Below are 25,420 nucleotides of genomic sequence, written 5' to 3' on the forward strand. Positions count from 1 at the left end.
TATCCAACTCGATGAGCATCATCACCCTCGGTCCCGCGCGCATGGGCGATGCACCCGCGATTGCCCACCTGTCGCGCGATCTGGTCGAAGCCGACCTGCCCTGGAGCTGGACGCCCCGGCGAGTCGCCGGGCTCATGCGCCAGCGCGAAAGTGCGGCCGTGATCGCGCGCGATAAGAATCGTCTTGCGGGCTTCATCCTCGCGCAGTATGGCGATGAGTCTGCGCACATCGCCCTGCTCGGCGTCGCGAACGAATATCGCCGGCAAGGGATAGGCCGTCGCCTGGTGCAGTGGGTGGAGGAGACGGCGACGAGCGCCGGCCTGTTCCTGGTGCGATTGGAAGTTCGCGCCATCAAGCGTGAAGCGCGCCATTTCTACGCCACGCTCGGTTATCGCGAGGTCGATCGCGTCGACGGCTACTACAGCGGTATCGAGGACGCGATCAAGATGTCTCGGGATTTACGGGCGCTGTCGACCTCGAAATGATTTCCAGCGGCCTCCCCCTCCGGGGGAGGCCGCTAGATAAATTTAGAACAGCTCGCCCGCCGGCCCCGGCAGCATCTGCGAGCGCACCAGCGGAATCGGCGGTCCGCCGTACGACAGGAACTGATCGTTGAACTGCTTCCAGGCCTCGCGCCCGCCGCGGCTGCCCGCCCAATCGTCGCGCAGCTTGCGGATCATCAGTTTGCCGAGCGTGTAATTCAGATAGCCCGGGTCGTACGTGCCGCGCGCCGCCTGCTGGCGAGCGTTGCCGGCATCCTGAAACGCCTTCTCCTTGAACATCTGCTCGCACTCGCCCACCGTCATGCCCTTGGTGTGCAAACCGATCGCGCACATGTAGCGCACGTTCCGCAGTAACGCGTTCAACAATTGGCCGACGTGCAGCTCCGGCTCCTCCCCCGCGATCCCGTGCTCGATCATCAGCTCCTCGCCGTAGTGCGCCCAACCCTCGGCGAACGCATAGCCGACGAACAACTGCCCGAAGCGCCAGGACGAGCGATTGGAATGCAGGAACTGCAGGAAATGCCCCGGCCACACTTCGTGGATCGAAGTGAACATCAGGTCTGCTTTGCCCGGAATGTAGGCCTCCTGCTCGGCCTTGGACCACTTCGGATCCGGCGGCGCGATGTAATACACGGACGGCAGCTCCTGTTCGAACGGTCCGGGAATATTGATGTATGCGAAGTTCTGGCGGCGATACGCGGGCGCCTCTTCGACCTTGGCTTCTTCCGTGCCCGGGATACTGACGATGTCGTGATCGAGGATGTACTTCTTGATGGTTTCCAACTGCGCCCGCGCGCCAGCGACGGCGCCGCCTTCGGGCTTGTCCGCATTCATGCGCGCGACACACTCTTCGATGCTGGCGCCTGCGGCGAAACGCTTGCAGGCTTCATTCAGCGCGGAGAGATTGCGCTCCAGATCCGCGCGACCGATGGCTTCGATTTTTTCCAATGGCACATCGACGTTCTCCGTCATGCGCAACATCGCGGCGAAACGTTCGGGGCCGAGCGCGTAAGCGTCGTTGGCGTTGGCGCGTTGTGATTCCAGCCACTTTGCAAAATCCTCCATGGCTTTCGCGGCGGGCTCGGTCGAGGCCGCCAGTTCCTTCTTCAGCTCCTCGGGCACATCGGCGAACGCCTGCGGCACGTCGTTGCGATAAAAGTCCGCGAAGCCGCCGAAGCTCTTCACGCTGAAATCGATGAACGTACGCGGCAGCGGCAGCTCCAGGTTCGTCTTGATGTTCTCCAATGCAGCGGGCACCTGTTTCACATAGGCAATGAAGGCGCGCGCCCGCTGATCCGGCGGCGCATAGGGCACGTTCACATAGGTGCTGGGATCGAGGCCGGAATTCAGATACCACGCCGGATTGGTGTACGGCATGCGCGCCTCGCGCAGGGCGAACAGATCATTGTCGATGCGGCTCACGAGGTAGTCGCGCTGAAAGCGCTCCTCGGGCATCAGACTGTCGTCCTTGAAGCCGACGGCCTTGGCGCGCATCTGCTCCATCCGCGCGATTTCCTTCTTGATGCCCGCGGCGCTCCAGTCCGGCATCTGGCCGTCGAATTCATGCCGGCCCTGCCACACAGCGAAACTGGGATTGGCGCGGAAGTAACTTTCGACGAATTCGTCGACGTACTTGGTCCATTCGACATTCACCACCGGCGCCGGCGGCTCGGTGGCCCGCGTGTTGGGTGGAGAAGAACGATCGCATCCGGCCAGCGCGGCCAGCACCATGATGATGCACAGAGTGCGACGTGAACCTGTCATTCCCAGTCCTCGGCTCCAAGAAGTGAGCGGGCATGATAACCGCTCCGCGCCGGTACTGGGGATGCTGGGCAGGATGCCCAGCATCAGTCAGCAATTTTTACTTCGTTCAGAAATTCATTCGCAGCGACACGCCGTAAGTCCGCGGCATGTTGGTCAGATAGCCGACGCGGGCGCGCGTGCCTCGCTCACGATCCAGCGACAGGAACGCACGCTCGTCCCATACATTGTTCACGAACGCCGCCGCCTCCCACACGTCGGACCTCACGCCGAAACGCAGATTGCCGATTTCGTAGCTGGGCAGCTCCGGATCGAAGGTGAATTGAGTGATGGTCGGCGCGCCGAACGCGAAGAACCCCGGCGCCCCCGGACAACCCACGCATCCGGTCGGCGGCTCCTGATCGGCCAGCTGGGTGTAGGACGAGCCCACCATCTGGAAGGTGAAATTCGCGAAGCCTTCCAGCACGTTCGACAACGGCCAGTTGTACGTGGCGCTGAGCGCTGCCTGGAATTCTGGCGAGGTCGGCAGCCGGTTGCCTTCGCGAATGCCGGCGATGGGCGCGCCGGTGGCGCTCAAGCGGGACTCTTTGATCTCGGCCTGTACATAGGTCGCCGACACTCCCAAGTCCCAATGCTCGTCAGGCCGCGCAAACAACTCGATCTCCGCGCCGACCGCTTCGGCCTGCGCATTGAGCACGATGCGCGAGGAGCACGAGCCTGCATCCGCGATGACCTGCAGATCGTCGATGTCGGAGTAGAACACGGCAGCGTTGAATGTGATGCGGCGATCGGCCAGCAAAGTCTTCGCGCCGATCTCGTAATTCAACACCGTCTCGTCCTCGAACGTCGGCTGGCCGCTGTAGGTAACGAGATCGTCTTCACTGCACAGCCCGACGTTGAGCGGATCGTTGATGCCACCCAATCTGAAACCGCGCGCCACTTGCGCGGTCAGCAGCACGTCCTCGTTGGGCTCGAAGGAAAGAATCACACGCGGCGAGAAGCCATCCGAGCTGGTCTCGCCCGGCACCCTGGTGTAACCCACGTCCGCGAACGCGCCGGCGAAAGTGAGGAATCGCTCCTCTTCGAAATCGTAGTAACGCAAGCCGCCCGTCAGGCTCCACTGGTCGTTGAAATGCCAGGTGCCCTCGCCGAACAGCGCCATCTGCTGAAACTCGTACGGCACTTGGGAAAAATAGGGAGTGTCGGGCGGAGCGTTGAAAGTGGCGCTGGTGCCCATGCCGAGCCGGATCAACAAGGCGTCGTAGCCGGGCGTCGGCAGGCTCTGGCCGTAATCGCGATCGATGTCCTGATAGAAAGCGCCGACCAGCCATTCGAACGCGCCGCCGCCATCCGAAGCGAGACGGACTTCCTGGCTGAAGGATTTGAGCGAAGTCGTGTCGTACAGCGGCGAGTTCAGCCGCACGTCGGCCGGCGTCGCGATGCCCCTGCCTCGGTCGAAGGAGATCGTGACACTGCCGCTCAACTGCGTCGCGTCGCGCAGCACGACCAGATCGCGATCGGTGTACGAGCTGACGGACGTGAGCGTCAGGCCGCCGAGGCCGAACTCCATTTTCAGATCGGCCAGCGTGATCTCGTCGTCGATGCCTTCGCGGAACTGAGTCACTTGACCGCGCTCTCCAGGATTCACGGCTGGCTCGGTGGTCGTGAACGGATTGCCCAGAATGTTGTAGACGTCGATGCGAGGATAACCATCCGTCTCCAGCTTCTGATAAACGATGCGAGGCGTGATGGAAATGTTTTCCGTGGGTTGGATCAACAACGCGACGCGCGCCCCGCTTTTCTCGCCGCTGTTTACATCCTCGCGAACGGCGCGACCGGGATAATAGGAATCGATGAAACCGGCCTGCTCGTTGTAGTAGCCGACCAGTCGCAATGCCGTGGTCTGCCCCATCGGCGCGTTGATCATGCCTTTGAGGCCGCCGCCCCAATCGGTGTCCGTGCCGGTGTAGCCTCCGACTTCGACGGCGCCCTCGAATTCACCCAGCTTCGGCTGACGCGTGATGTAACGAACCGTGCCGGACGACGAGCCTGCGCCGAACAATGTTCCCTGCGGGCCGCGTAACACTTCGAAACGCTCCAGATCGAACAGATCCAGATCGGGCGTGAACAACGCCACCGAAATCGCCGACTCGTCCAGATACACACCCACCGACTCTTTCACACCGGGCTGGTCGCGCACGACCTGACCGGCGCTGATGCCGCGGATGGCCACCTGGCTCTGGCCGGGGCCGAGATCGGTGATGGTCAAACCCGCGAAGTTGCGCGACAGCTCGACGATGTTGGCCGAGCCTGAATTTCTGATTTGTTCTTCACCGGCGGCAGCCACTGAGAATGGCACGTCTTGCAGCGCCGTCGCGCGCTTCTGCGCGGTCACGATGATTTCAGCGAGGATCTCCTCATCCGCCTCTGGAGTAGCGGCCGCGGCCACTCGCGGCGTCATGGCCAGTCCCACGGCGGAAGCGATCGTCCCCAAGATCACGATATTGTGCTTGGTCATGTCTCCCCCCTCGATTCGATCGACGTGCGATTTATTCGATGTGCCGCCCTCAGAACTTCAGCGCCGCTCGAGCATGGAAATATCTTCCCGGCACGGGATACAGCGTGCCGTCGTAGTTATTGAGATCGCAGCTCAGGCAGGGCGGCGGATCTTCGTCCAGCAAGTTGTTCACACCCACCGCGAGCTGCAGTTGCTGATCGAACACCGGCGGCGTCCAGCTCACCCGCAGATCGGTGTAAACCTTGCTCTCCATCTCGTTGGTCAGTCGCGCCGGGTTGGAGCACAGCTCCTCCACCAGCTCGTTGTCGATCACAGACTGCGGACAGGTCTCGGTGAGATCGCTCAGATAGCGCAAGGTGAGCGAAGTCACGAAATCGTTGAACAGCCAGTCCGCGCTCAGTGTCGATTTGAATCGGACGTAGCCGCGGGTCGGCGAGCCCACTTCGATGCCGGCGCGCTCACGGCCGACCAGTCCGCTGGTGCCGACCGTGAACTCCTTGTAGCCGGCCAGATAAGTGTTGGCCCACTGGAATCGCAGCGAGCCGATGCCGCCCAGCTCCGACGTCGCCAGCAGCACCGTCCAGTCGAAGCCATCCGTTTCGATGCGCCCGATATTGGTGAGCTGATTGGCGAAGGCAGTGATGGAGCCGCCGGGGCCGCGCACGATGCCCTCGCAGAACAGCGGATCTAGCGTGTTCACGCAATTGGTCAGCAGGACCTGTGCGGTCAACGCCTGAATCGCGTTTTCCAGTTTAATGTCGTAGTAGTTGACGTCGAACGTGAGCTGGTCGATCCACTCGGCGTTCTCGGCCCAGGACGGGTTATAAGCGAAGCCGAAGTTGATGGTCTCGGACGTTTCGGGCGTCAGCGCTTCGTTGCCGCCGGTCTGCACGCTGATCTGCTGGTTGATCTGCGTGAACGTCGTCGGCACGCCTAGCGCCGCGCAATTGGCTCGTACGACTGGCGACGGGTTCGCGGTGTAGTTGGAGCACGGATCGTTGATGTTGCTGTCGAAGCGCGAACCGGTGTTGAACAGCTCACCGATGTTGGGTGCACGGAATCCTTCGGAGTAGCTGGCGCGCAATGACAGATCTTCGATCACTCGCCAGTAGAGCCCGCCCTTGAAGACTTCGTCACGGCCGATGCGATCGTAGTCGGACGAACGCACCGCCGCCGAGACTTCGAGCCGCTGCACGGCAGGCAGATCTCCAAGCACCGGCGCGCGCAGCTCCAAGTAAGCCTCGCGCACTCGAGTATCACCGGCGGTCGGCGCTGCGGGCACGTCGGCGGTCTCGCCCGCCTGCACTGTAGCGTCTGGCGTGAACGAACCTTCCTCCTTGCGATACTCGAAGCCCAGTGCGTACGCAAACGGGCCGGCGGGCAGATCGAACAAATCGCCGCTGACGTTGGCGATGATGTCGTTGAGCTCCTGCTCGCTCTGATCGTTCTGCGTGAACGTCGCCCAGTCGAGCATCTCTTGCGTGATGCTGCCCTCGCCGTTCGCTCCCTGCCCGCCGAAGATATTGAATGGCACGCAGCCCGGCACGGCCAGGCAGGCAGCTTCCGGTCCGAGCGCCAGCGCCAGCTTGCGCGAATTGAAAATGTTATGACCCTGCTGCGAGGCGTTGTTACGACCCCAGTTCAGGCTCACGTCCCAGAACATCGGCCGATCGCCGAGTTGCAGCTCGCCGCTCAACGAGCCGGATATCATGAAGGTATCGACGGTTTGATCGAAGATGCGTGGCCCCGCTTCCAGCGGCCGGCGCCCGATGGTGATGAGATTCGATCTGCCATCCAGGTCGATGCCGAACGGGTTGTAGCGCTGATCCGCCGGAATGAAAATATTGTCGAGATAGAAGCCCGAGCCGGCGTCCGAGCCGAGAAACAGCGGATTCGGCGCCGCCTGATTGCTCGACTTCCGATTGGTGTATGCCGCAGTGAAGCGCAGCGTGACGCTCTCGGACACGTCGTACTCGGCCTTGCCGAACAGATTCACTCGCCGGTTCGGCGTGATCAGATAATTGTAGGGCCGGAAGTTGAACCGATCGGGAGTGCCGAAGGCGTGGAAATCGCCGCTGGCCGGATTGTTCGGATCGTACGTCGGCAGCGTCGCTCCATTGTTGACCACGCCGTTGTTCAACGTGACATCGACCGTATCTGGCTCGCCGTCGCCATCTACGTCGCCGCGCGGATCGAGAAAGATGAAACGACCCTGTGGCGTGCCGGAGCTGCCGCCCACACCCGGAGGCGCTCCGTAGATCACTTGGCTCGACAGATCGCGGTCCTTCGAGTAGACGGCGTCCTGCCGCGAGTAGCTGGCTGTAAAGAATGCGCGGCTGCGTTCGGCGCCGGCGCCGAAAGAAATACTGTAGTCCTGCGTGTAACCGTCGCCCTCGTCGTAGGCCGCTTGATTCGTTTCTAAATCGAAGCCGCGAAAGTCGGAGCGCGTGATGACGTTGACCACGCCGGCAATGGCGTCCGAACCGTAAATGGGCGACGCGCCGTCCTGCAGGACTTCGATGCGATCGATGGCCGAGGTCGGGATGGTGTTGAGATCGACCGCGCCCGACACGCCGCTTGCCGACGAGCCACGCACCCAGCGCTTGCCATCGACCAGCACCAGCACTCGCTTGGAGGTGAGATAGCGCAGGTCGATTTCGCTGGAGCCGGCGCCGATGCCGCCGCCATCGGGAGGAAAGCCGAGGTTGCCGCTGGAATTGTTGGAGCGGTTGATGGCCGAGCCGGAGATCGGCAGGCGTTGCAGATAATCGGCCACCGAGATTTCACCGCTGCGGTCGATATCCGCGGCGGTGCTCATCTGCAAAGGCGCGACGCTCTCGACCGGGTTCTGACGGATGCGCGAACCGGTGACGATGACTTCTTCAGGTTCGCGCTCGGCGGCCGTCGCGAATGGGCCGCAAACCATGCATGTTGCCTGCACGATACACAGGCTCAGCGTTGCAGGTAAATGACGGGCGCTCCAACGATCGATCTTTATTCTTTCCATGTCCGACCTCCGCTGGGAGATGGTCGGAACGTAGCACCGATCAGGGTTGCGCCAATACGTCTATATACTGAACGTCGATAGCTGCATACATTGCACGCAATTCATGCTTTTTGGCTGCCGCTTTCTCGCATCACTTGCATAGTGCACCGCAATGATTTGCGCGTATACAACGCGCGCGGAAGTGCGGAAATCAAAGCGGCAAAAACTCAAAACAAATTAGCGAAGAAATATCCGTAGGCGCTCGGGGCGAGCAAGGCGACGTATACCAAGCCGGTGATCGCGCCCCCCAGATGTGCATCGTGATTGATCCGTCCGCGCGGATTGCGAGCTGCATACCAGGTGTAGGCGAGATACCCGATGGCGAACAACGGAGCCGGAATGGGTACCGGAATCGGAATGATGAACAGCTTCTGATCGGGAAACAGCACGATGGCCGCGAACAGAATTGCCGAGATCGCCCCCGACGCGCCCAGGGTGGCGTACTCGGGATTTTTCTTGTGCTTGAAATAGGTGCCGAGGTGGCTGATCACCAGGCCGGCGGCATACAACAATAGAAAATGAGTCGAGCCGATGGCGCGCTCCAACAGGAAGCCGAAGAAATAGAACGTCAGCATGTTGAAGATCAGGTGCATCAGGTCGGCGTGCACGAAGCCGCTGAGCACGAACGTGTCGTACTGCCGCCGGCGCAGAAACCAGTAGGGCCGGAACAGGCAGCGGTCGATGAGCTTGGGATTGGCGAACAGGCCGAGCAGACTGGTGGCGATGGTGATGACGAAAATGACCAGCGCGGCGGACAGGGACAAACTCACGTGAAGGTTTCCTGCGGGCAAGAGAAGGCGGCGCCATTGTGCCGGATTCGTCCGACGCGGGCGCGGCTCAAACGTGCAAAACCTGCTTGATGAAAGCGGCGACGATGCGTCGGGACGCGGCGAACGCCTCGGCGTCGTGGCCCAGCGTCGGGTTCAACGAGAATCGCTCGATGGCTTCGGTGGCGGGAATGTCCGTGCCATCGACCGAAATCTCGCCGTCGGCGCCTTCGCTCAGCAAGGCGCCGTGATGGGACCGCACTCCTTGTAATACCACCGGCTGCGACAGCAGTGGCCAATCGAAAACGTGCCGGGCGCCGGGAAACTCGTGCAACTCGATGTTCGCGCCTGCCTGGCGGGCGCGAGCCACGTAATCGCGACACGGTCCAATAGGATTCAGATCGTCGGACACGCCATGCAGTACGTGAACGGGGCGGTCGACCAGCTGTTCGTCGTGCCGATAACGGATGTGACATGCCGGATAAAACGACAGGTAGCCGGCGAATTCGCCCCGTTTTGGACCATGCATGTTCTGGAAGCGCCGCACGGCTGAGTAGAGCGCCGCCTGCCCGCCGCGTGAAAAGCCCATCAGCGCCACGCGCCCGCCGTCGATGCGCGGGTGACCGGCCAGTACATCGAAAGCGCGATACGCGTCGACGATCATGGCGAGGCGGCCCAGCAGTTCCTGGTTTGCAAAAGTCGTGTCGATGCCGCGGCCGGTGAAGCAATCGAGCATCAAGCTAGCGACGCCGTGATCGGTCAGGAAGCGCGCCCATTCGTCGACGTAACCGGACACGCCGCCGGAACCATGCATCAGGACGATCGCTGGGACCTTCGCCATGCCGGGTGGCAGACGCAGCGCCGCCGTGAGCGTCACGGGCTGCCCTTCGCGCTGGCCGGTGAGGAATTGCCGATCTGTAAGCGTCGTGGACGGGACCGCGTGCAGTTCGATCTTCCACGTGCGAAAGCCTGTTTCCATGCGGGCTAGTGTAAGGCAGACTCGGCTCACCAGCACCGGCGAGCCGCACTCCTCGCCGCAGTCATCGTTACCCGTCGTCCGCTATGTCCTCCGAACTCGCTCCGACGACAACCGACGATCGTATCGGCCTGCTCGATACGACGCGCGGCATCGCCGTGCTCGGCATCTTGATGATGAACATCACGGGCTTCGGCCTGCCGTATGCCTACGACGATCCCACGGTGTGGGGACTGGAGTCGTCGGCGGATCTCGTTGTATGGCGAATCATGGCGCTGTTCTTCGAAGGCACCATGCGAGGCTTGTTCACTCTCCTGTTCGGCGCCAGTGCGCTTTTGTTTCTGGCGCGACATGCAGCTCGCGCTTCCGATCTGCGCCCCGCGGATTTGTATTTCCGTCGCACGCTCTGGCTGATGGTCTTCGGCTTGATCAATGGTTACGTGCTGTTGTGGAGTGGTGACGTGCTGCTCTACTACGGCGTCGCCGGACTGCTGCTGTTCGTATTTCGCAACTTGCCGCCTCGACAGCTGCTGCTGTTGGCAACGGCGTTCATGGTGCTGCAAACCATGATCACGGTATCGGAGTGGAACGATTACCGTGAAGTGCAAATGCTCGCCGAGGCAGCGACCGAACGTCGGTCGGCGGGGCAACCGATGACGGACGGCGACCAGGAAGCGCTCGATGCGTTCGAAGCTCTGCAAAACGAGATGCGGCCCGCACGCGAGAACCTGGAGTCCAGCGTCGGCAACGTGCGCGCGAGCTACCTGTCGGCTTTCGCAGTGCTAAGCGGCGACACGTGGTACATGCAGAGCCAATTTTTCTTTCGACACGGGCTGGTGGAATGCCTCGGCATGATGCTGCTCGGCATGGCGCTGCTGAAGCTCGGCGTGCTTTCGGGGGCGAGCTCGACGCGTGTTTATCTAGCGATGGTGGTCATCGGCTATGGCTTAGGGTTGAGCGTGAACATCGCGGAGGTCCGGCAAGTGGAGGCCGCGCAGTTTTCAGCCGAGGTCATGCTCCACACATTCATCACTTACGATCTTGGCCGGATTCCGATGACTCTGGGGCATCTGGGCTCGATCGCATTGTTATATCGCACGCGATGGTTCGCCAGCGCGTCACGCGTGCTCGGCGCCGTGGGGCAGATGGCTTTGACGAATTATCTGACGCAGAGCTTGTTGTGCCTGCTGATTTTTACCGGCGCAGGACTCGCATGGTACGGACAGCTGGCGCGACACGAGCTGTATTACGTGGTCATCGCGATCTGGATAGTGCAGCTGGCATGGAGCCCTTTGTGGCTGCGCCAATTCCGCTATGGCCCCGCCGAATGGCTATGGCGCTCGCTCACGTATCTAAAATGGCAGCCCCTGCGCCGCTCCTCGGCGGCGGCGAGAGTCACTGCGCCGGTTCAAAAATCAACCTGACTGCGCCTCGAATATCTTTCGCACCGACTCCATAGTGTCTGCATCCTCCAGACGCTTGTCGTCACGATAACGTTTGACTCGTGCTAGCCGCAGGGCGAGGCCGCCCGGATATCTCGGGCTCGCCTGTAAATCGCTGAACGCAATCTCCACGATCAACTCCGGCCGCACATACACCGTCCAATCGTCGCGATGCGTTTCGCGCGCCAGAAATTCCTTGGTCTGCCATTCGAGCATCGCGTCGGTCAGGCCTTTGAACGTCTTGCCCAACATGACGTACTCACCCGTCGCCGGATCGAGCGCTCCAAGATGGAGATTGGAAAGCTTACCGGTGCGCCGACCATGACCCCATTCGGCAGCGAGCACCACCAGATCCAGCGTGTGCGCCCGTTTGATCTTGAGCCAGCTCGCACCCCGATTGCCCGCTTCGTACGGCGCGGACAACGACTTCGCCATGATCCCTTCGTGGCCAGCGGCAATCGCCGCGTCATAGAACGCGCTAGCCTCCTCCTCCGACGCCGTGACCAAACGAGGAATGATCAACTCCGCAGGCACCGCGCGGCCGAGCGCTTCGTAACGATCCCGCGTCGGCCGATCAGCCAAACTCTCATCGCCGAGACGCAGGCAGTCAAAGAAATACGCGCGCATCGGCAGCTCCGCCTGCAGCTTCGCCACATCCAGCTTTCTCCCGAAGCGACGCATCGTGATCTGGAACGGATGTGGCCGACCCGCGGCGGTGAACGCAATCGCCTCGCCATCCAGAATAACTTCACGCGCGGGCAACTCTCGGACCAGCGCGGCAATCTCGGGAACAGCGGCAGTCACGTCGTTGAGACTTCGCGTATAGATGTGCACGGACTCGCCGCTCTTATGGACTTGAATCCGCGCACCGTCCATCTTCCATTCGAATACGGCGTCCTCGCCCAGCTGCTCCAATGCCTCGCCGACGTCAGCCGCCGTTTGCGCCAGCATCGGAGCCACGGGCGAAAGCAGCTCGAGTTGAAAATTCGCCAGAGCGCTTTCGCCTTCGACCAGTGCGGCGTGCGCGACAGCTCCCAGGCTCTTTGCGTACATCGCGGCTCGTCGCACCTTATCTACAGCCAGCTGAGCCGCAGCCGCGATTGCATCGACCATGACGCCGGCGAGCGCACCTTGGCGCAGCTCACCGATCAGCAACCGAATCAAAAAATCTTGCTCGGCTGCAGTGGCGCGAGAAAACAATTCGCGCAGCGCTTCGGCGCGACGCGTTGTCGAGCCGCTGCCCCGGATACCAGCGATCTCATTCAAGCGCTGATCGACTTCCAACACGGTTAGCACCGGCTCGCCAGCCGACGCTGCGTCGCTAGCGTTCTTCAGCACGGCATAGCCAATGCCAAATTTTCCTTGAGGTGTTTCGCCGGAAAGATACGCCACGCCCACCACGATCTCGTCCGGCTGGAACTGCCGCAAACACGCGGCCAACTCGCGCACCTTCGCGGTCCGCGCCGATGTGGCCGCGACCTTGGACGATGTTTCGACGATGCTCGCGAGCAAGGTCATGAAGGCAGCTTCGATTACGTCTGTTTGGCAGCTTTGGCGCGACGACGGAACAACTCGGCCAGCGTATCGCTCTCGGCCAGATCGGCCGCCGCGCTGAACTCGGCCGCGGCCTGATCGTGTTCCTCGAGCGCTTCGTGCAACTCCGCGACGGTGGCGTGATAGACCATTCTATCCTGGACTGCGTGCAACTCATCGCTGGCACGCAGCGCCCGCAATGCCTCTTGCGCGCCACGTGCGTAACGTAACGCGATGACTCGATTCAAAGTTGCAATGGGACTGGGAAACAGCTCGCACAGCTGATCGTAATGACGCACGATCTGCGCCCAATCGGTCGTTTCCAGACTGCTGGCGCTGGCGTGCGTGACCGCGATGGCCGCCTCGATGTGATATCGGGTCACCGCGTCGCCGCGAATCGATTGCGAAAAGTACTCCATGCCGGCATCGATGACCTCGCGATTCCATCGCAAGCGGTCCTGTTTGGCCAGCGGCACGGGATGACCTTCCGCATCCACCCTGGCCGGCGCTCGCGCTGCGGTCAGGTGAAGCAAGGCTGCCAAGGCGTGCGTCTCGGGCTCCGCCGTCAACGGATGCGCAGCCAACATCCGGACCAGCCGCAAAGCATCTTCGCACAGCAAAGGCCGGAACCACTGCGGATGGCGCGGGCTGAGGTAGCCCGCATCGAACAGCAGATAAATCGCATTGAGAATGCGCGGCAGCCGCTCCTGCACCAACTCGCGGGGCGCGATATCGAATGTGACTTGCGCCTCGCGCAGATCGCGCTTGGCGCGCACGATGCGCTGATTCATAGATTGCGGCGTAGTGAGCAATGCGTGCGCAATCTCATCGACACTCAAACCGCACGCCAGCCGCAGCGTCAGCGCCAACTGTGACGCTGGCGTGAGAGAAGGATGACAACAGAAGGCGATCAGCCGTAGCAATTCATCGTCAAACGCGGCTTCCGTGGAGAAGGCGTTATCCGGATCGGCTGCCTGCTCTTGGGTAAATTCCGTGGGTATCTCGAAGCGCGCGCGCCGCAGCCGATCCGTCAGAGCATTGCGAGCTGCCGTGTAGAGCCACGCCGTCGGATTGTTCGGCACGACGTTCATCGACCAGTTGCGCATCGCTGAGACAAGCGCGTCCTGCACGGCGTCCTCGACCATATCGATGCGCGCGACGCCGACGCGACTGGCGAGCAGCGCGATCAACCGACCCGATTCACGACGAAACAGGTCGGCGACCAGGCCCCGAGCTTCAGCTTCACGGGATGACATCGATCTCGCGCAACTCGATCCAGCCGAATTCCAGGTGCGGGCCGGGAGCGAGCAATGCCTGCGCCTGTTCGTAGCTGTCGGCGGTGAGGACGAACAGGCCGCTGATGACGTCCTTGCCTTCGGCGTAGGGACCGTCGCTCACCACCATCTTGCCCTTGTCTCCACGCAGGTGACGACCGCCCTCGTCCTTCAGCTTCTTGCCCACCGTGACCAATCCCTGGGCGCGCAGGCCGCCGATCCATTCGTGATAGCGCTGAATCAGCGCCTGCATCTCGGTGGGGCTGAGATTGCGGGTGCGCACGGGATCTTCGTGCAACAGAACCAGATATTCGGCCATGGCGGACTCCGTGAGGTGACGAACAGCATACCTGTCCGGGTCCTTGACGAACCGTCCGGAGGAAAAGTGACATGGCCCAAATAAAAAGGCACGGCGCGTATCCCTGCGCCGTGCCGAGTGCAGGATGAGCGGGAGGCGCCCTCTCCTGCCGAACCGTAGCGGCCGGACTACTTGCCGGCGCCGCCGAACGTGCCCCGAACGCCCAGCAGAATCCGGCGCGAGCCCGATTCGAAGGCGAACGGCAGGTTGTCGTATTGCAGGTACTGGCTCTGGTCCTCTTCCGTCAGGTTGATTGCTTCCAGCGTCAGGCCGATGCTGTCCGTGACCTGATAGCCGAGCTGCGCATCCAGCTGCCCATAATCGCGATTCCACACCCCGAAGGTGCGGGTCGAGTTGTCGTCGGAGAACTGGAAGTTGCCGTCGAACGACTCGTCCCGCCAGGTGTAGGACAGACGCGCCTCGAAGCCGAAGTTCTGGTAGTAGATCTGCGCGTTGTAGGCGTGCTTGGCGACACCCGGAATCGGCAAACCTTCGTCGACGTCGTTGCTGAACGGCGATTCCGAATCCGAGTAGGTGTAGTTGAGGTTGAAGCCGCCGCCGAAGTCGAACGCATACTGACCCGAGACCTCGAAGCCTTCGATAGTGCCGCCCTCGCCGTTGATGGGCCGCGTCACCGGTCCGAAGCGACCGCCGGCCTGATCGGGCACGAACACCGATTCGGTGATCACGGTAATGAACGAATCCACGCTCTTGCGGAACGCGGTCACCGCCGCGAGGCCCTGCGAGCCGAAGTAATATTCGTAGCCCAGGTCGAACTGCTTGGCGCGATACGGCTCCAGCTCCGGATTGCCCGAGCTGCCGTTGGTGAACTCGAACAGATCGGTGACCGGATTGCGCGTGAAGTTGGTCTCGAAGCCGCGGCCCAGCTGGAACAGATCCTGTCTCGCCACGACCTTCGCGGCCGACACGCGAATCTTGTGCCCCTCGGCCACATCCAACACGATGTTGGCGCTCGGCAGAACGTCCGTGTAGCTGCGGTCGACGACATTCGTATTGAATTCGCGCAGCACCCCGTTCCAGCTGTCCGTGCCCCAGTAGGTCGGATTGGCCAACGCCTCGTTCTGCGCGACCGAGAGGTCCGTGCGTATCACGCGCGCGCCGAAGTTGATGTGATATCCCTCTTCCGGCAGCCCCACATCCGCCATCAGATAAGCCGAGGTGGTTTCTTCCTCGACGTTGAATGTTTCCAGCGGCGAGGGGAAGAACGTGAACGGCGTGTCCGGATACAGCGACTGGATCCACGCCAGCGCGTTGCTCATCTGGCTACGGTTCTGCACCAGCACGCTGTTGGTGCCGGCGTTGCCGGAGCTCCAGAACCCGCTGATGCGTTCGACGCGCCCCGGTGAGCCGGCCATGGTCTGATACGGCACGATCATCGCCGGCGCGGTGTCGAAGCGGCTGTTGACCGGACAGTTGGGCCGGCCCGGCGTGCCCAGCGGCGCGCCACCTCCGCTCAGCGAGTCGCACGCCTTCGGACCGATGGCGCCGTCCTGGAAATAACCGAAGTTGGTCCAGTTCGCGCCGTAATCGATGCCGTCCAGATCGCTGTAGCCATGATAGTCGGCGAGGTAGCGGCCGAACTCGTAATCGATCTCACGCTTCGCCCCGCGCACGCCGCCGCTGAACGTCACATTCTTTTTGCTGAAGAACGCCGGATCCCACTGCAGGTCCGCACGCAGCGAATAGTTCTCCGCGTCGGTGCTGTCGCCGAACGCCCAGTGCGACTTGAAGAAGCCGTTGTTCGGATTGGTGAACAGGTCCTGATTGCCCACCAGAGTGAAGCTCGGCAGCTCGCCGCCGTTGTTGTCGTATCTGAACTGGTAGTTGGGCGGGGCCGAGCCGTTGGGCGCGAAGCCGGGGCCACCATTGATCGCACGCACCCCGTACTGGGTGTAACGCACGTCGTTGTTGGCGCTGCCACTCTCCTGATCCGCCTTCGAATAGGCCGCCGCGCTGCTGAGGCGCACCGAGCCGCCGTTGTCCCATTTCAGGCTGAGCTGGAAATTATCCGAACTGATTTCCGTGTTCTTGACGAACGAAATCGCCTCGGCCGAATTGGCGGTGTACGTGCCGTTCAACAACACGCCGTTGGCGTCGATGGCGTACGGCTGCGAGGTATCCAGACCCGGAGTCTCCGCGGAGAATGGAAACTTCAGCGACGCTTCCTCGGTCAGGATGTCGAGATCGGAGTGAAACCAGATGCCCTCGATCTCGAGCGAATCGGTGGGACGGAACGCGACTGAGAGCGACGCGCCCAGACGCTCGCGCTCTTCGTCGCGATCGGTGGCGTAGCGATATTCGGGCGCGAAGTAATTCTGCGACACCCGGTCGCGATCGGGACGCTGGCTGAACTTCCAGCCGCCGCGATTCTGGCCGCCGAGCACGTCGGTCTGGAACACCTGCTTGTCATAGGAAACGGACGCGAGCACCGCCAGCCGGTCGTTGAACTGATGGCTCGCGACGATCGCGCCCAACGGTTCCCAGCCCTCACCCGCATCGGCATAACGCAGGTTGCCCGCGATGTTCGTTCCCTGACCCAGCGAGAACGGGCTGCGCGTCTTCAGGTTCACGATGCCGCCGAGGCCGCCTTCGAGCTGCGCGGCGTTTGGGGACTTATAAACATCGACGCCGCCGAGCAGCTCCGAAGGAATGCCTTCGAGCGAGTCGGTCTCGCGGAAGTTGCCTTCGCCCTGGGTGTAGAGCTCGAGGCCGGTGAGAAAGATGTCGCTGTTGAGCAGCGTGACGTTCTGATCGAGACCGCGGATGCGCACCTTGGTGCCCTGGCCGTTGGAGCGATCGATCTGCACGCCGCTCAGGCGCTGCAAAGCTTCCGCCACGTTCTGGTCGGGAAACTTGCCGATGTCCTCGGCCGCCACCGACTCGATGATCTGGTTGGACTCCCGCTTGTTTTCCAGCGCATTGGCTAGCGACGCGCGAAAGCCGGTGACGACCACTTCCTCCACGACGCCCGCTTCCTCGGTCTGGGCGTTGACGTTGGCCATGGTCAGACCGCCCAAGGACGCGGCGGTAAAAGCCAGGGCGCGTGAATACTGTCGACGGTTCCGCATGTTTTCCCCCAATGCGATCGCCATGCGATCAAAGTTCGTGCGAGCTGATGTCGGCCCGATGAGCCTTTGTGTGATTTCCCCCGACGGTGGTCAGGCATCCCTGCGACCGTCGGCGCCGATCTTGCGGCGGTCTGTCCATCGTTGTCAATGCCCACTTGTCGTTGTTAGCGCTTTCAAGACAACAATGTTGATTTTATTGGCGTTTATTTATTTGACAGCGAGAGCCATAAAATCGCCATCCATGCGCCGAGGCGGACGCCTCCGCGACAGGCGGAACGAGGGTTCGCGGGCTGGGGCGAAAGCGATTGCGTCATTCGTGCAACGGTTTTGGGACCGTGCAGGACTTGCATCGGCTTGTGCTTGGCGCACGAAGCGGCGGATTTGAGAAGATCGAGGACCGACGCGCTCCTCGTTACCCGCTACATGAAAAAATGGGCCCCGCTGCTGTGGATTCCGCTGCTCGTTCTGGCCGCCGCCTGGGTGCTGGCCGATCGTCTGCAGAGCATCGACTTCCAGGATGTGAAACAACAGCTGCTGGCGCAGCCGGCCAGCACCGTGATGCTCGGGCTGCTGTTCAGCATAGGCGTCTATGCATTGGTGGGAATTTACGAAGGCATCGCCGTGCGCATGGCGAGTGGACGCACCATGCCCGCGGTGGCGTTTCGAACCGCGATCATCTCGAATCCCATTGGCCGCGCCATCGGCCTCGCGTTGGTGAGTGGCGGAGCCTTGCGATATCGCATGTATGCGGCCGCGGGATTATCGGCACGCGAGGTAGCGTCGGTGATCGTGCTCGCCGCCATGCCTTATTTCTTCAGCGTGGGCTGGCTGATCGATTTGTCACTGTTGCTCAACGCCGAAACCGCCGCGAAGGCGCTGCGCCTCTCGACCGGCGTCGTGCTGTTGCTGGGCGCGATCGGTCTCGCCAAGGACATCGGTTGGCTGACGTTCGTGATTCGTCGCAAAGAGCCGATGGTGGTGCGCGGTCAGCCGCTGCCAGTGCCGACGCTACGCGACACGTCGGTTCAGCTGGCCGTCGGTCTGGTGCAGATCTCGCTGATGACGGGCATTCTTTATATCTTCATGCCCGCCGAGCTGGCCATGAGCTGGCCGGCGTTCATCGCGATTTACTGTATCGCCTTCGTCGCAGGACAACTCAGCAACGTGCCCGCCGGCCTGGGCGTGCTCGAAGCGGCGCTGTTATTGATGTTGCCGCAAGTTCCGCCGGGCAAGCTGCTCGGCGCAATCCTCGCCTATCGCGCGGTGTACGAGATCCTGCCGCTGCTGGTGGCGCTCGGCTTGCTGGTGATGTTCGAATCGACCAGCGCCAGCGGCGTTCTGCGCCGCCGGCTGCTGCGTCGTTGAGCGTTCGTTAGAACCGACCCATCGCTTCCTGCGCCCAGGCCTTGCCATTGCCCGCTTGTGCGAGCGGCACGCATGCCTCGAACTTGCCAGGGATGGCGACGTATTGCAGAACCTGCGTTGCGCCCGGCTCCGAGCAGAAGAAGCCAAGCAACGTCAGTTCCTTGGTCATGAGAATGAACGGCCGTTTCAGATCCTTCGGGCGCGGGTCGTACGCCAGCTCGGTCGCGACGGCTTCATCGTTGGCTTTCTGCACCAGCTCGGTCTGCTGGCCCTTGCTCAACTCCACGAACGCCTTGCCGTGCGCCTTGCGAGCCGCGTCGTCGAAGGCCTGCAAGCCGGTGACGAAACGATCGCGATCTTCCTGCGTGTAGACATCCTTGAGCATGGTGTCGATGAAGGCCGGCACGCCGACGTCTTTCGCGCCGGGAGTGTCGGTGCGCGGAATGATGATCTCCGCGATCTCGCCGACCAGCGCGCCCTGCTCCTTCGTGAGGAACACCGGCGTCCACGACGCCTCCTGCTGTTTGGGCGCGCAGCCGTTGAGGATGCCGAGGACTGCTGGCGCGGATACGACGCCGCCCATGAGATAGGCGACCCGCTGCAACACCTGCCGACGGTTCATATTCATATCCAGATTTTCGGGCTTCATGGCGGGCGCCCTCAGATGTTCATCTTCTTGAGCTCTTCCACCGCGTGATTCGCAGCACGCGCGGTCAGAGCCATGTAAGTCAGCGACGGGTTCTGGCACGCCGCCGACGTCATGCACGAACCGTCCGTGACATAGACGTTCTTACAAGCATGCACCCGGTTGAACTGATCGAGCACGGAAGTCTTGGGATCGCGCCCCATGCGCGCCGTGCCCATCTCGTGGATACCCAGGCCGACGCCCGTCTCGCGATCGTAGGTGCGCACATTGCGATAGCCGGCCGCTTCGAGCATTTCGGCGGCGTCGTTCGCCATGTCCTTGCGCATCTTCAGCTCGTTTTCCCTGAGCACGGCGTTGAAGGACAGCACCGGCATGCCGAACTTGTCCTTGCGCGAGCGGTCGAGGGTCACGCGATTCTCGTGATATGGCAGGATTTCGCCGAATCCGCCGACTCCCATGTACCAGGGGCCCGGCTGCGAGGCGCGTTCCTTCAGCTCCTTGCCCAGCGTCTCGTCGAGCATCAAGCCAGTCCAGCCGCCGCGAGAAGCGCCGCCTTGGTAGCCGAAGCCACGGAGGTAATCGCGCTTATCCTTGCCGACGTTGCGATAACGCGGGATATAGATGCCGTTCGGTCTGCGGCCGGTGTAGTACTTGTCCTCGAAGCCGTCGACCATCGCACGCGCACCGACATCCAGATGGTGATCCATGATGTTGCAGCCGAGCTCGCCGCTGTCGTTGCCGAAACCATTCGGAAAACGGCTGGAAGTCGAGCTCAACATGATGTGCGTCGAGCCGAACGTCGAGGCGCACAGGAAAATCACCTTGGCGAAAAAGTCGGTGGTCTGGCGCGTTTCCGCATCCATCACGCGCACGCCGGTGGCGCGACCCTGCTTCTCGTCGTAGATGATCTCGTAGACGATCGAATTGGGGCGCAAGGTCATGTTGCCGGTTTTCTCGGCCGCCGGCAGCGTGCTCGAATTGCTGCTGAAGTACGCGCCGAACGGACACCCGCGAATACACATGTTCCGATACTGGCAGGTGCCACGCTGCGGGCTGTGGGCCAGCGGGGCGGTCAGGTGCGCGACCCGGCCGATGGTGATCTGGCGGCCGAGCTTGTCGGCCACTGCTTGTTTGAAATGCTTCTCGACGCAGTTCATTTCCATGGGCGGCAGGAACTTGCCGTCGGGCAACTGCGCGAAACCTTCGTTCTGGCCGCTGACGCCGATGAAGCTTTCGACGTGGTCGTACCACGGCGCGACATCGTCGTAGCGGATCGGCCAGTCGACCGCGATTCCGTCCTTGGCGTTGGCCTCGAAGTCCATCGGGCTCCAGCGGTAGCTCTGCCGGCCCCACATGATGGAACGACCGCCGACGTGATAGCCGCGGATCCAGTCGAAGCGCTGGACCTCGGTGTAAGGAAATTCGGTGTCGTCGACGAACCAGTGCTTGGTGGCCTGGGTGATGGCGTAACCGGTGCGGGCCGCGGTCTCCTGTCGTTGAAGGTCCTCGGCAGTCGCGCGCCCGGCATATGGGAAGTCCCACATGTCGGTGGTCGCGGTGGGATAGTCGGCAACGTGGTTGACCATCCGGCCTCGATCCAGCACCAGGGTCTTCAAGCCCTTTTCGGTCAGCTCTTTGGCGGCCCAGCCGCCGCTGATACCGGTACCTACCACGATCGCATCGTAACTGTTCTCGTTCATCCAACCCCCTCTCGCGCCGCCGCTCCGGCGGTCGAATCTATGGCTAGTTCCCGGAGTGTAACCGGTTGCATTCGCCACCACCACGCATTGCGGCAGACCGCATCGCCGACGCGGCGGTCAGTATCGGTCAGTGGGTGGGGTGGCCGGCGAGCCCGCCGACCGTTTCATCGCCCAGTAAACCGGCATCCCGGCCGCGAACAGCGCCATGCTCCACCAGAAAGCTTCGGCCCCGGCGCCGAACAGCGTCCACAGCGAGTACAGGGCCGCAAGCATTGCTATGAGCAAGAATAGCGACAAGCGTCGGCCTGCCTCGCCCAGCGCCCCACTCCAGCACAGCTTGAGCGCGGCCACGGCGCAACACAGGTACATCACCAGATAGGTCGAGGTGGCCACCAGGATGATGAAAGTGAACACCTGGACCATGGAGCGGCTGTAGTTCATCAGCACCAGCACGGTGAGCAACACGCTCGTGATCCCCAGCGACGCCCCAGGCGTGCCATGCCGCGACTCGCGAGCAAACAGCTTGGGAAATACGCCTTCGTTGGCCAGCACGCGCGGCATTTCTCCCTGCAACAGAATCCAGCCGTTGAGCGCGCCGAACCCGCTGATGAAAGCAAATAACGCCAGCGTGCTCGCCACTTCATCGCCCCAGAACATTCGCATGACATCCGCGAACGGTGCGCTGGAGGTCGCGAGCGTCGAGCCCGGCAGCAACAGGACGACCACGGAGCAGGCCAGTATGTAGATGCCTGCGGCGATGAGCGTGCCCCACAAAGTGGCGAGCGGCACGTTGCGTTGTGGATTTTCTACATTGTCCGCCGGCACGGTGGCGGACTCGAGGCCCAGGAACGCCCACAACGTCAGGATGGCCGAAGCATTGACCGCGGTCAGTGAGAACGGCGTCGGCTCCATCTCCACCACCGATGCGTCCGCCCTGATCAGCAGCCACATTCCGAGCACGATGATGGCGATCAGCGGCAGCAGTTTCAGCACCGTGGTGACGATCTGCAGCTCGCCCATCTGACGAGTGCCTCGCCAGTTCACATAGGTGAGCACCCAGATGATCGCGCACGATGCCAGGGCCGGTCCGCCCGGCGTTTGTTTGATCCACGGGATCAGCTCGGCGAGATAAGCAACGGTTGCGATGGCGATGGCGGCGTTGCCCACCCAGATCCCCATCCAGTAGCCCCATGCCATAAAGAAGCCGACACCGTCGCCGAACGCGACGCGCGCGTAGACGTAGGGCCCGCCCGCTTTCGGAAACAGCTTCGCGAGCCGCGCGAATACGACGGCCAAGGCGATCGCGCCGCCCGAAGTAACGATCCAGCCGAGAATGCTGTTGAGTCCGTATGGCGCGAGCGAGGCCGGCAACAAATAAACACCGGAGCCGACGGTGTTGCCGATCACCAGCGCCAGACACATCCAGAAGCCCATTTGACGACGCGGCGACTGGACGTTCATGGCTTCAGTCCAGACGGATCTGCCGGCCGGCTTTGATGACGCCGCGAACCTGTCGCAGCTTATCTATGTCGAGCAGCGGATCGCCTTCGACTGCGATCAGGTCCGCGAGCTTGCCAGCACTGATCGAACCCAGCTCCCGCTCCTTGGCGAGCAACTGGGCCGAGCCCAGCGTGGCGGAGCGGATGGCGTCCATCGGCGTCAATCCATAGCGCACCATGTAAGCGAACTGACGCGCATTGTCGCCATGAGGGTAGACGCCACTGTCGGTGCCGAACGCGATACGAACTCCGGCCTTCACCGCCTTCGCGAAGCCATCGCGCTGCTGCTGTGTGGTCTCGTCGTTCTTACGCATGATCTCCTCGCTCCAGTGATCACGCCGGCCGGTCTCCGCGATGTAGTCGCCGTTGTAGATATCGGCCACCAACCATGTGCCATGTTTCTTCATCAGCGCAATGCCTTCGTCGTCGAGATACGAAGCATGCTCGACGGAGCGCACACCTGCTCGCACCGCTCGCTTGATTCCTTCAGCGCCGTGCGCATGCGCTGTGACAAAGATTCCGTACTGCGCAGCTTCGTCCACTGCGGCTCGAATCTCGGCTTCAGAATATTCCGCCGCACCTGGTGTGGTGCCTGCGGTGAGCACGGCGCCTGTTGCGATCACCTTGATAAAGGTCGCGCCGCCGCCGATCAGCTCTCGCACTCGCTGCCGGATTTCGATTTCCGAATTGGCGACGCCGCGCCGCATTTCTTCAGGAACGACTACGTCGGGCGCGAATCCGGTGACTTCCCCTCCGCCACCGCTGACCGTGATGTATGCCCCGGCAACGAACATTCGCGGACCGTCGACAATTCCGCCGTCGATGGCGTTCCGCAGGGCCACGTCAGTGAAGGCGCGATAGCATCCAACGTCACGCACTGTCGTGAAGCCGGCACGCAGCGTGCGTCGAGCGTTCTCGACACCTTTCAGTACATCCTCGGCCGCCGAGCTATACAAAGGTGCGGCGATTTCCGAGGACATGATGCTGCCCACCAGATGAGTGTGCATGTCCATCAGACCCGGCAGCACGGTATAGCCGGACCAATCTACCCAGCGGCCGCTCGGATCATTCTTATGGTCGGCGACAGCGACGATGCGCTCGCCATCGATACGAATCGCCTGGTTCTCGAGCACGCGGCCGCGCTCTACATCGATCAGCTTGCCCGCGCGCACCCAGAGAGTTTCGGCCTGCGTGCTGCAAGCGAAGGTCAATCCGAACAGGACTGCCGCAACCAGGGTCGACTTGAAACGGCGGAGCGAGATTGAGTGCGTCATGTCTCTCCGCCGCGTTTCAGCGTGCTACAGCAGCGCTGCGTACTTTGACAGCTCACCCACGAAGTGCGCTCGATGATCGGGCAAGTCCGCGGTGAATTGAAATCCCGAGAACTCGAACCCGGGGCTAACGGTGCAGCCTACCAGCGTGTACTCACCGAGGCTGCGCGCCGCCTGCCAGACGCCCGACGGAATGACGCCCACAGGCCGAGCCTCCGAGGCAACGTTGTGGATGATGTGACGGTTCAGCTGCCGCGAGCGAGGATCGTATGCGAGCAACTCCAGCGGCGCTCCGCCATAGAAGTGCCAGATCTCGTCGGCGTCGACGACGTGCCAGCGGCTGAGCTGCTGCTGTTCCAGCAAATAATAAATGGCGGTGGTGGCGCTGCGGGTCTGATCGCCACGCTGAACACGGTCCGTGGAGCGATAAATTTCGCGATACCACCCGCCTTCCGGATGAGGCGCGAGCTGCAGGGTCTGAATCACGTCCTTGGCTGTCATGCTCGCAACATACTGCGCGAGACCATCAGCAGCAACATCGAGAACGCAGCGAGCACGGCGGCCGTGATAAAAGTCGCGGCCGGACCGCCGTGATCCCACATCACTCCGGCGATCACGCTCGCCATCAGCAACAACAAGCCGCGCATCAGATTGAACACGCCAAACGCGGTCCCGCGCAGGTCGATCGGAGCGGCATCGGCGATCATTGCAGTGAAGACGCCCTCGGTCAGGCCCATGTGCAATCCCCAGAGCGCCACGCCCAGCAATACGACGCCAGCATCGGTCGCGCCCGCGAGCATCAGATTGGCGAGTACCAGCACGGCTGCACCCAGCATCAGCAAATGGTGCCGGGGCATACGGTCAGCGAGCACGCCCGCGGGATAAGCTGAACACATATAGGCGATGTTCATCACCACCAGGATCAGCGGCGTCCACGCGATCGTCAGCCCGATGTCGGCGCCGCGCAGAATCAGAAAGGCTTCGGAGAACCGGGCCAGCGTGAAGAACGTCGCGACGATGGCGATGACCCAGAAGGGTTTGGGCAGATCCTTGGGCCGCAGATCCACCACGCGCTTCGCCGTCGGCTTGAGATCCGCGGGTTCCTTGACGGCGAACCATAGAATCGCCACGGCGATGAACGCTGGAATGACCGCGATCCAGAACACGGCGCGAACATCGTTTGCCAGCAACATCAGCAACACAATGGCGAGAAGCGGACCAATGAACGCGCCCACTGTGTCGAGTGACTGACGTAACCCGTAAGCCGCGCCACGCTGTTCTGGCGATGTGTAGTCGGCGACGAGTGCATCGCGCGGCGCGCCCCGGATGCCTTTGCCGATTCGATCGATGCAGCGGGCTGCGAACACCGTGACGGCGCTGCCCGCCAAAGGAAAGAGTGGTTTGGTGACCGCGGCCAGCCCATAGCCCAGCAGCGCAAGCGACTTGCGCTTGCCCCAGCGATCCGACAGCGCGCCGGAAAAGACTTTGACGATGTTGGCCGTCGCCTCGGCCACGCCTTCGATCACTCCCAGCCAGACGGCGCCGGCGCCGAGCGTGCCGACCACGAATACCGGGAGCAAGGCATGGATCATCTCCGAGGAGATGTCCATGAACATGCTGACCAACCCGAGCGCCCAGACGCCGGGAGGTAGGGCAGCGCGCCGCACGGCAG

Annotated in this window: 18 protein-coding genes; 3 read left to right on the forward strand and 15 right to left on the reverse strand. The window is 62.1% G+C overall.

Going from position 1 to position 25,420, the window contains the following annotated elements; genetic code table 11:
* Positions 1 to 11 precede the first annotated feature (11 nt).
* Positions 12 to 485: a GNAT family N-acetyltransferase gene (locus tag VGD45_RS17620; RefSeq protein ID WP_331156645.1), complete on the forward strand. Its 474-nt coding sequence runs from the start codon at positions 12 to 14 to the stop codon at positions 483 to 485.
* A gap of 42 nt (positions 486 to 527) precedes the next feature.
* On the opposite strand, the gene VGD45_RS17625 is transcribed toward VGD45_RS17620, so the two are convergent.
* The 5 genes from VGD45_RS17625 to VGD45_RS17645 all read right to left on the reverse strand — a co-directional run bounded on the left by VGD45_RS17625 (position 528) and on the right by VGD45_RS17645 (position 9,574).
* On the reverse strand, positions 528 to 2,267 hold the full coding sequence (locus VGD45_RS17625) for a DUF885 domain-containing protein (protein ID WP_331156646.1): 1,740 nt from the start codon (positions 2,265 to 2,267) through the stop codon (positions 528 to 530).
* Positions 2,268 to 2,373: 106 nt separating this feature from the next.
* A complete protein-coding gene (locus VGD45_RS17630; RefSeq protein WP_331156647.1) occupies positions 2,374 to 4,782 on the reverse strand; it encodes a TonB-dependent receptor in 2,409 nt (802 codons plus the stop codon).
* Between the two features lie 49 nt (positions 4,783 to 4,831).
* Positions 4,832 to 7,789 carry a TonB-dependent receptor domain-containing protein gene (locus tag VGD45_RS17635; RefSeq protein WP_331156648.1) on the reverse strand — a complete coding sequence of 986 codons (2,958 nt, stop codon included), beginning with the start codon at positions 7,787 to 7,789 and terminating at the stop codon, positions 4,832 to 4,834.
* Between the two features lie 206 nt (positions 7,790 to 7,995).
* Positions 7,996 to 8,598 carry a rhomboid family intramembrane serine protease gene (locus VGD45_RS17640; RefSeq protein ID WP_331156649.1) on the reverse strand — a complete coding sequence of 201 codons (603 nt, stop codon included), beginning with the start codon at positions 8,596 to 8,598 and terminating at the stop codon, positions 7,996 to 7,998.
* Positions 8,599 to 8,665: 67 nt separating this feature from the next.
* Entirely contained in the window at positions 8,666 to 9,574 is a 909-nt protein-coding gene (locus VGD45_RS17645) for a dienelactone hydrolase family protein (RefSeq protein ID WP_331156650.1), read from the reverse strand.
* Positions 9,575 to 9,657: 83 nt separating this feature from the next.
* Here VGD45_RS17645 and VGD45_RS17650 point away from each other — a divergent pair, with 83 nt between their 5' ends.
* On the forward strand, positions 9,658 to 10,995 hold the full coding sequence (locus VGD45_RS17650; RefSeq protein WP_331156651.1) for a DUF418 domain-containing protein: 1,338 nt from the start codon (positions 9,658 to 9,660) through the stop codon (positions 10,993 to 10,995).
* Here the strand turns inward: VGD45_RS17650 and VGD45_RS17655 are convergent.
* The 4 genes from VGD45_RS17655 to VGD45_RS17670 all read right to left on the reverse strand — a co-directional run bounded on the left by VGD45_RS17655 (position 10,987) and on the right by VGD45_RS17670 (position 17,267).
* Positions 10,987 to 12,531 carry an ATP-dependent DNA ligase gene (locus VGD45_RS17655; protein WP_331156652.1) on the reverse strand — a complete coding sequence of 515 codons (1,545 nt, stop codon included), beginning with the start codon at positions 12,529 to 12,531 and terminating at the stop codon, positions 10,987 to 10,989. The genes VGD45_RS17650 and VGD45_RS17655 overlap by 9 nt on opposite strands.
* Positions 12,532 to 12,545: 14 nt before the next feature.
* Positions 12,546 to 13,802 carry an RNA polymerase sigma factor gene (locus VGD45_RS17660; protein ID WP_331156653.1) on the reverse strand — a complete coding sequence of 419 codons (1,257 nt, stop codon included), beginning with the start codon at positions 13,800 to 13,802 and terminating at the stop codon, positions 12,546 to 12,548.
* Positions 13,789 to 14,139 (reverse strand): YciI family protein, encoded by a 351-nt coding sequence (locus VGD45_RS17665; protein ID WP_331156654.1) that lies wholly within the window; start codon positions 14,137 to 14,139, stop codon positions 13,789 to 13,791. Before VGD45_RS17665 ends, VGD45_RS17660 begins: the two co-directional genes overlap by 14 nt.
* Positions 14,140 to 14,306: 167 nt before the next feature.
* Positions 14,307 to 17,267: a TonB-dependent receptor gene (locus VGD45_RS17670; RefSeq protein ID WP_331156655.1), complete on the reverse strand. Its 2,961-nt coding sequence runs from the start codon at positions 17,265 to 17,267 to the stop codon at positions 14,307 to 14,309.
* 423 nt (positions 17,268 to 17,690) lie between these two features.
* Here VGD45_RS17670 and VGD45_RS17675 point away from each other — a divergent pair, with 423 nt between their 5' ends.
* Entirely contained in the window at positions 17,691 to 18,632 is a 942-nt protein-coding gene (locus VGD45_RS17675; protein WP_331156656.1) for a YbhN family protein, read from the forward strand.
* A gap of 7 nt (positions 18,633 to 18,639) precedes the next feature.
* Here VGD45_RS17675 and VGD45_RS17680 read toward each other — a convergent pair whose 3' ends face one another.
* The 6 genes from VGD45_RS17680 to VGD45_RS17705 form a co-directional block, all read right to left on the reverse strand.
* Positions 18,640 to 19,281, reverse strand: a complete 642-nt coding sequence (locus tag VGD45_RS17680) for a gluconate 2-dehydrogenase subunit 3 family protein (RefSeq protein ID WP_331156657.1) — start codon at positions 19,279 to 19,281, stop codon at positions 18,640 to 18,642.
* 11 nt (positions 19,282 to 19,292) lie between these two features.
* Positions 19,293 to 20,978 carry a GMC family oxidoreductase gene (locus VGD45_RS17685; protein WP_331156658.1) on the reverse strand — a complete coding sequence of 562 codons (1,686 nt, stop codon included), beginning with the start codon at positions 20,976 to 20,978 and terminating at the stop codon, positions 19,293 to 19,295.
* Between the two features lie 117 nt (positions 20,979 to 21,095).
* Positions 21,096 to 22,439, reverse strand: a complete 1,344-nt coding sequence (locus VGD45_RS17690; protein WP_331156659.1) for an amino acid permease — start codon at positions 22,437 to 22,439, stop codon at positions 21,096 to 21,098.
* A 4-nt stretch (positions 22,440 to 22,443) separates the two neighbouring features.
* Positions 22,444 to 23,751, reverse strand: a complete 1,308-nt coding sequence (locus VGD45_RS17695; protein ID WP_331156660.1) for an amidohydrolase family protein — start codon at positions 23,749 to 23,751, stop codon at positions 22,444 to 22,446.
* A 24-nt stretch (positions 23,752 to 23,775) separates the two neighbouring features.
* On the reverse strand, positions 23,776 to 24,249 hold the full coding sequence (locus VGD45_RS17700; RefSeq protein ID WP_331156661.1) for a cupin domain-containing protein: 474 nt from the start codon (positions 24,247 to 24,249) through the stop codon (positions 23,776 to 23,778).
* Positions 24,246 to 25,415, reverse strand: coding sequence for an MFS transporter (locus VGD45_RS17705; RefSeq protein WP_331156662.1), 1,170 nt, complete (start codon positions 25,413 to 25,415; stop codon positions 24,246 to 24,248). Before VGD45_RS17705 ends, VGD45_RS17700 begins: the two co-directional genes overlap by 4 nt.
* Between the last annotated feature and the right edge of the window lie 5 nt (positions 25,416 to 25,420).

Origin of the sequence: Steroidobacter sp., assembly GCF_036402275.1 — a bacterium.
In the GTDB taxonomy this organism is placed as follows: domain Bacteria; phylum Pseudomonadota; class Gammaproteobacteria; order Steroidobacterales; family Steroidobacteraceae; genus Steroidobacter.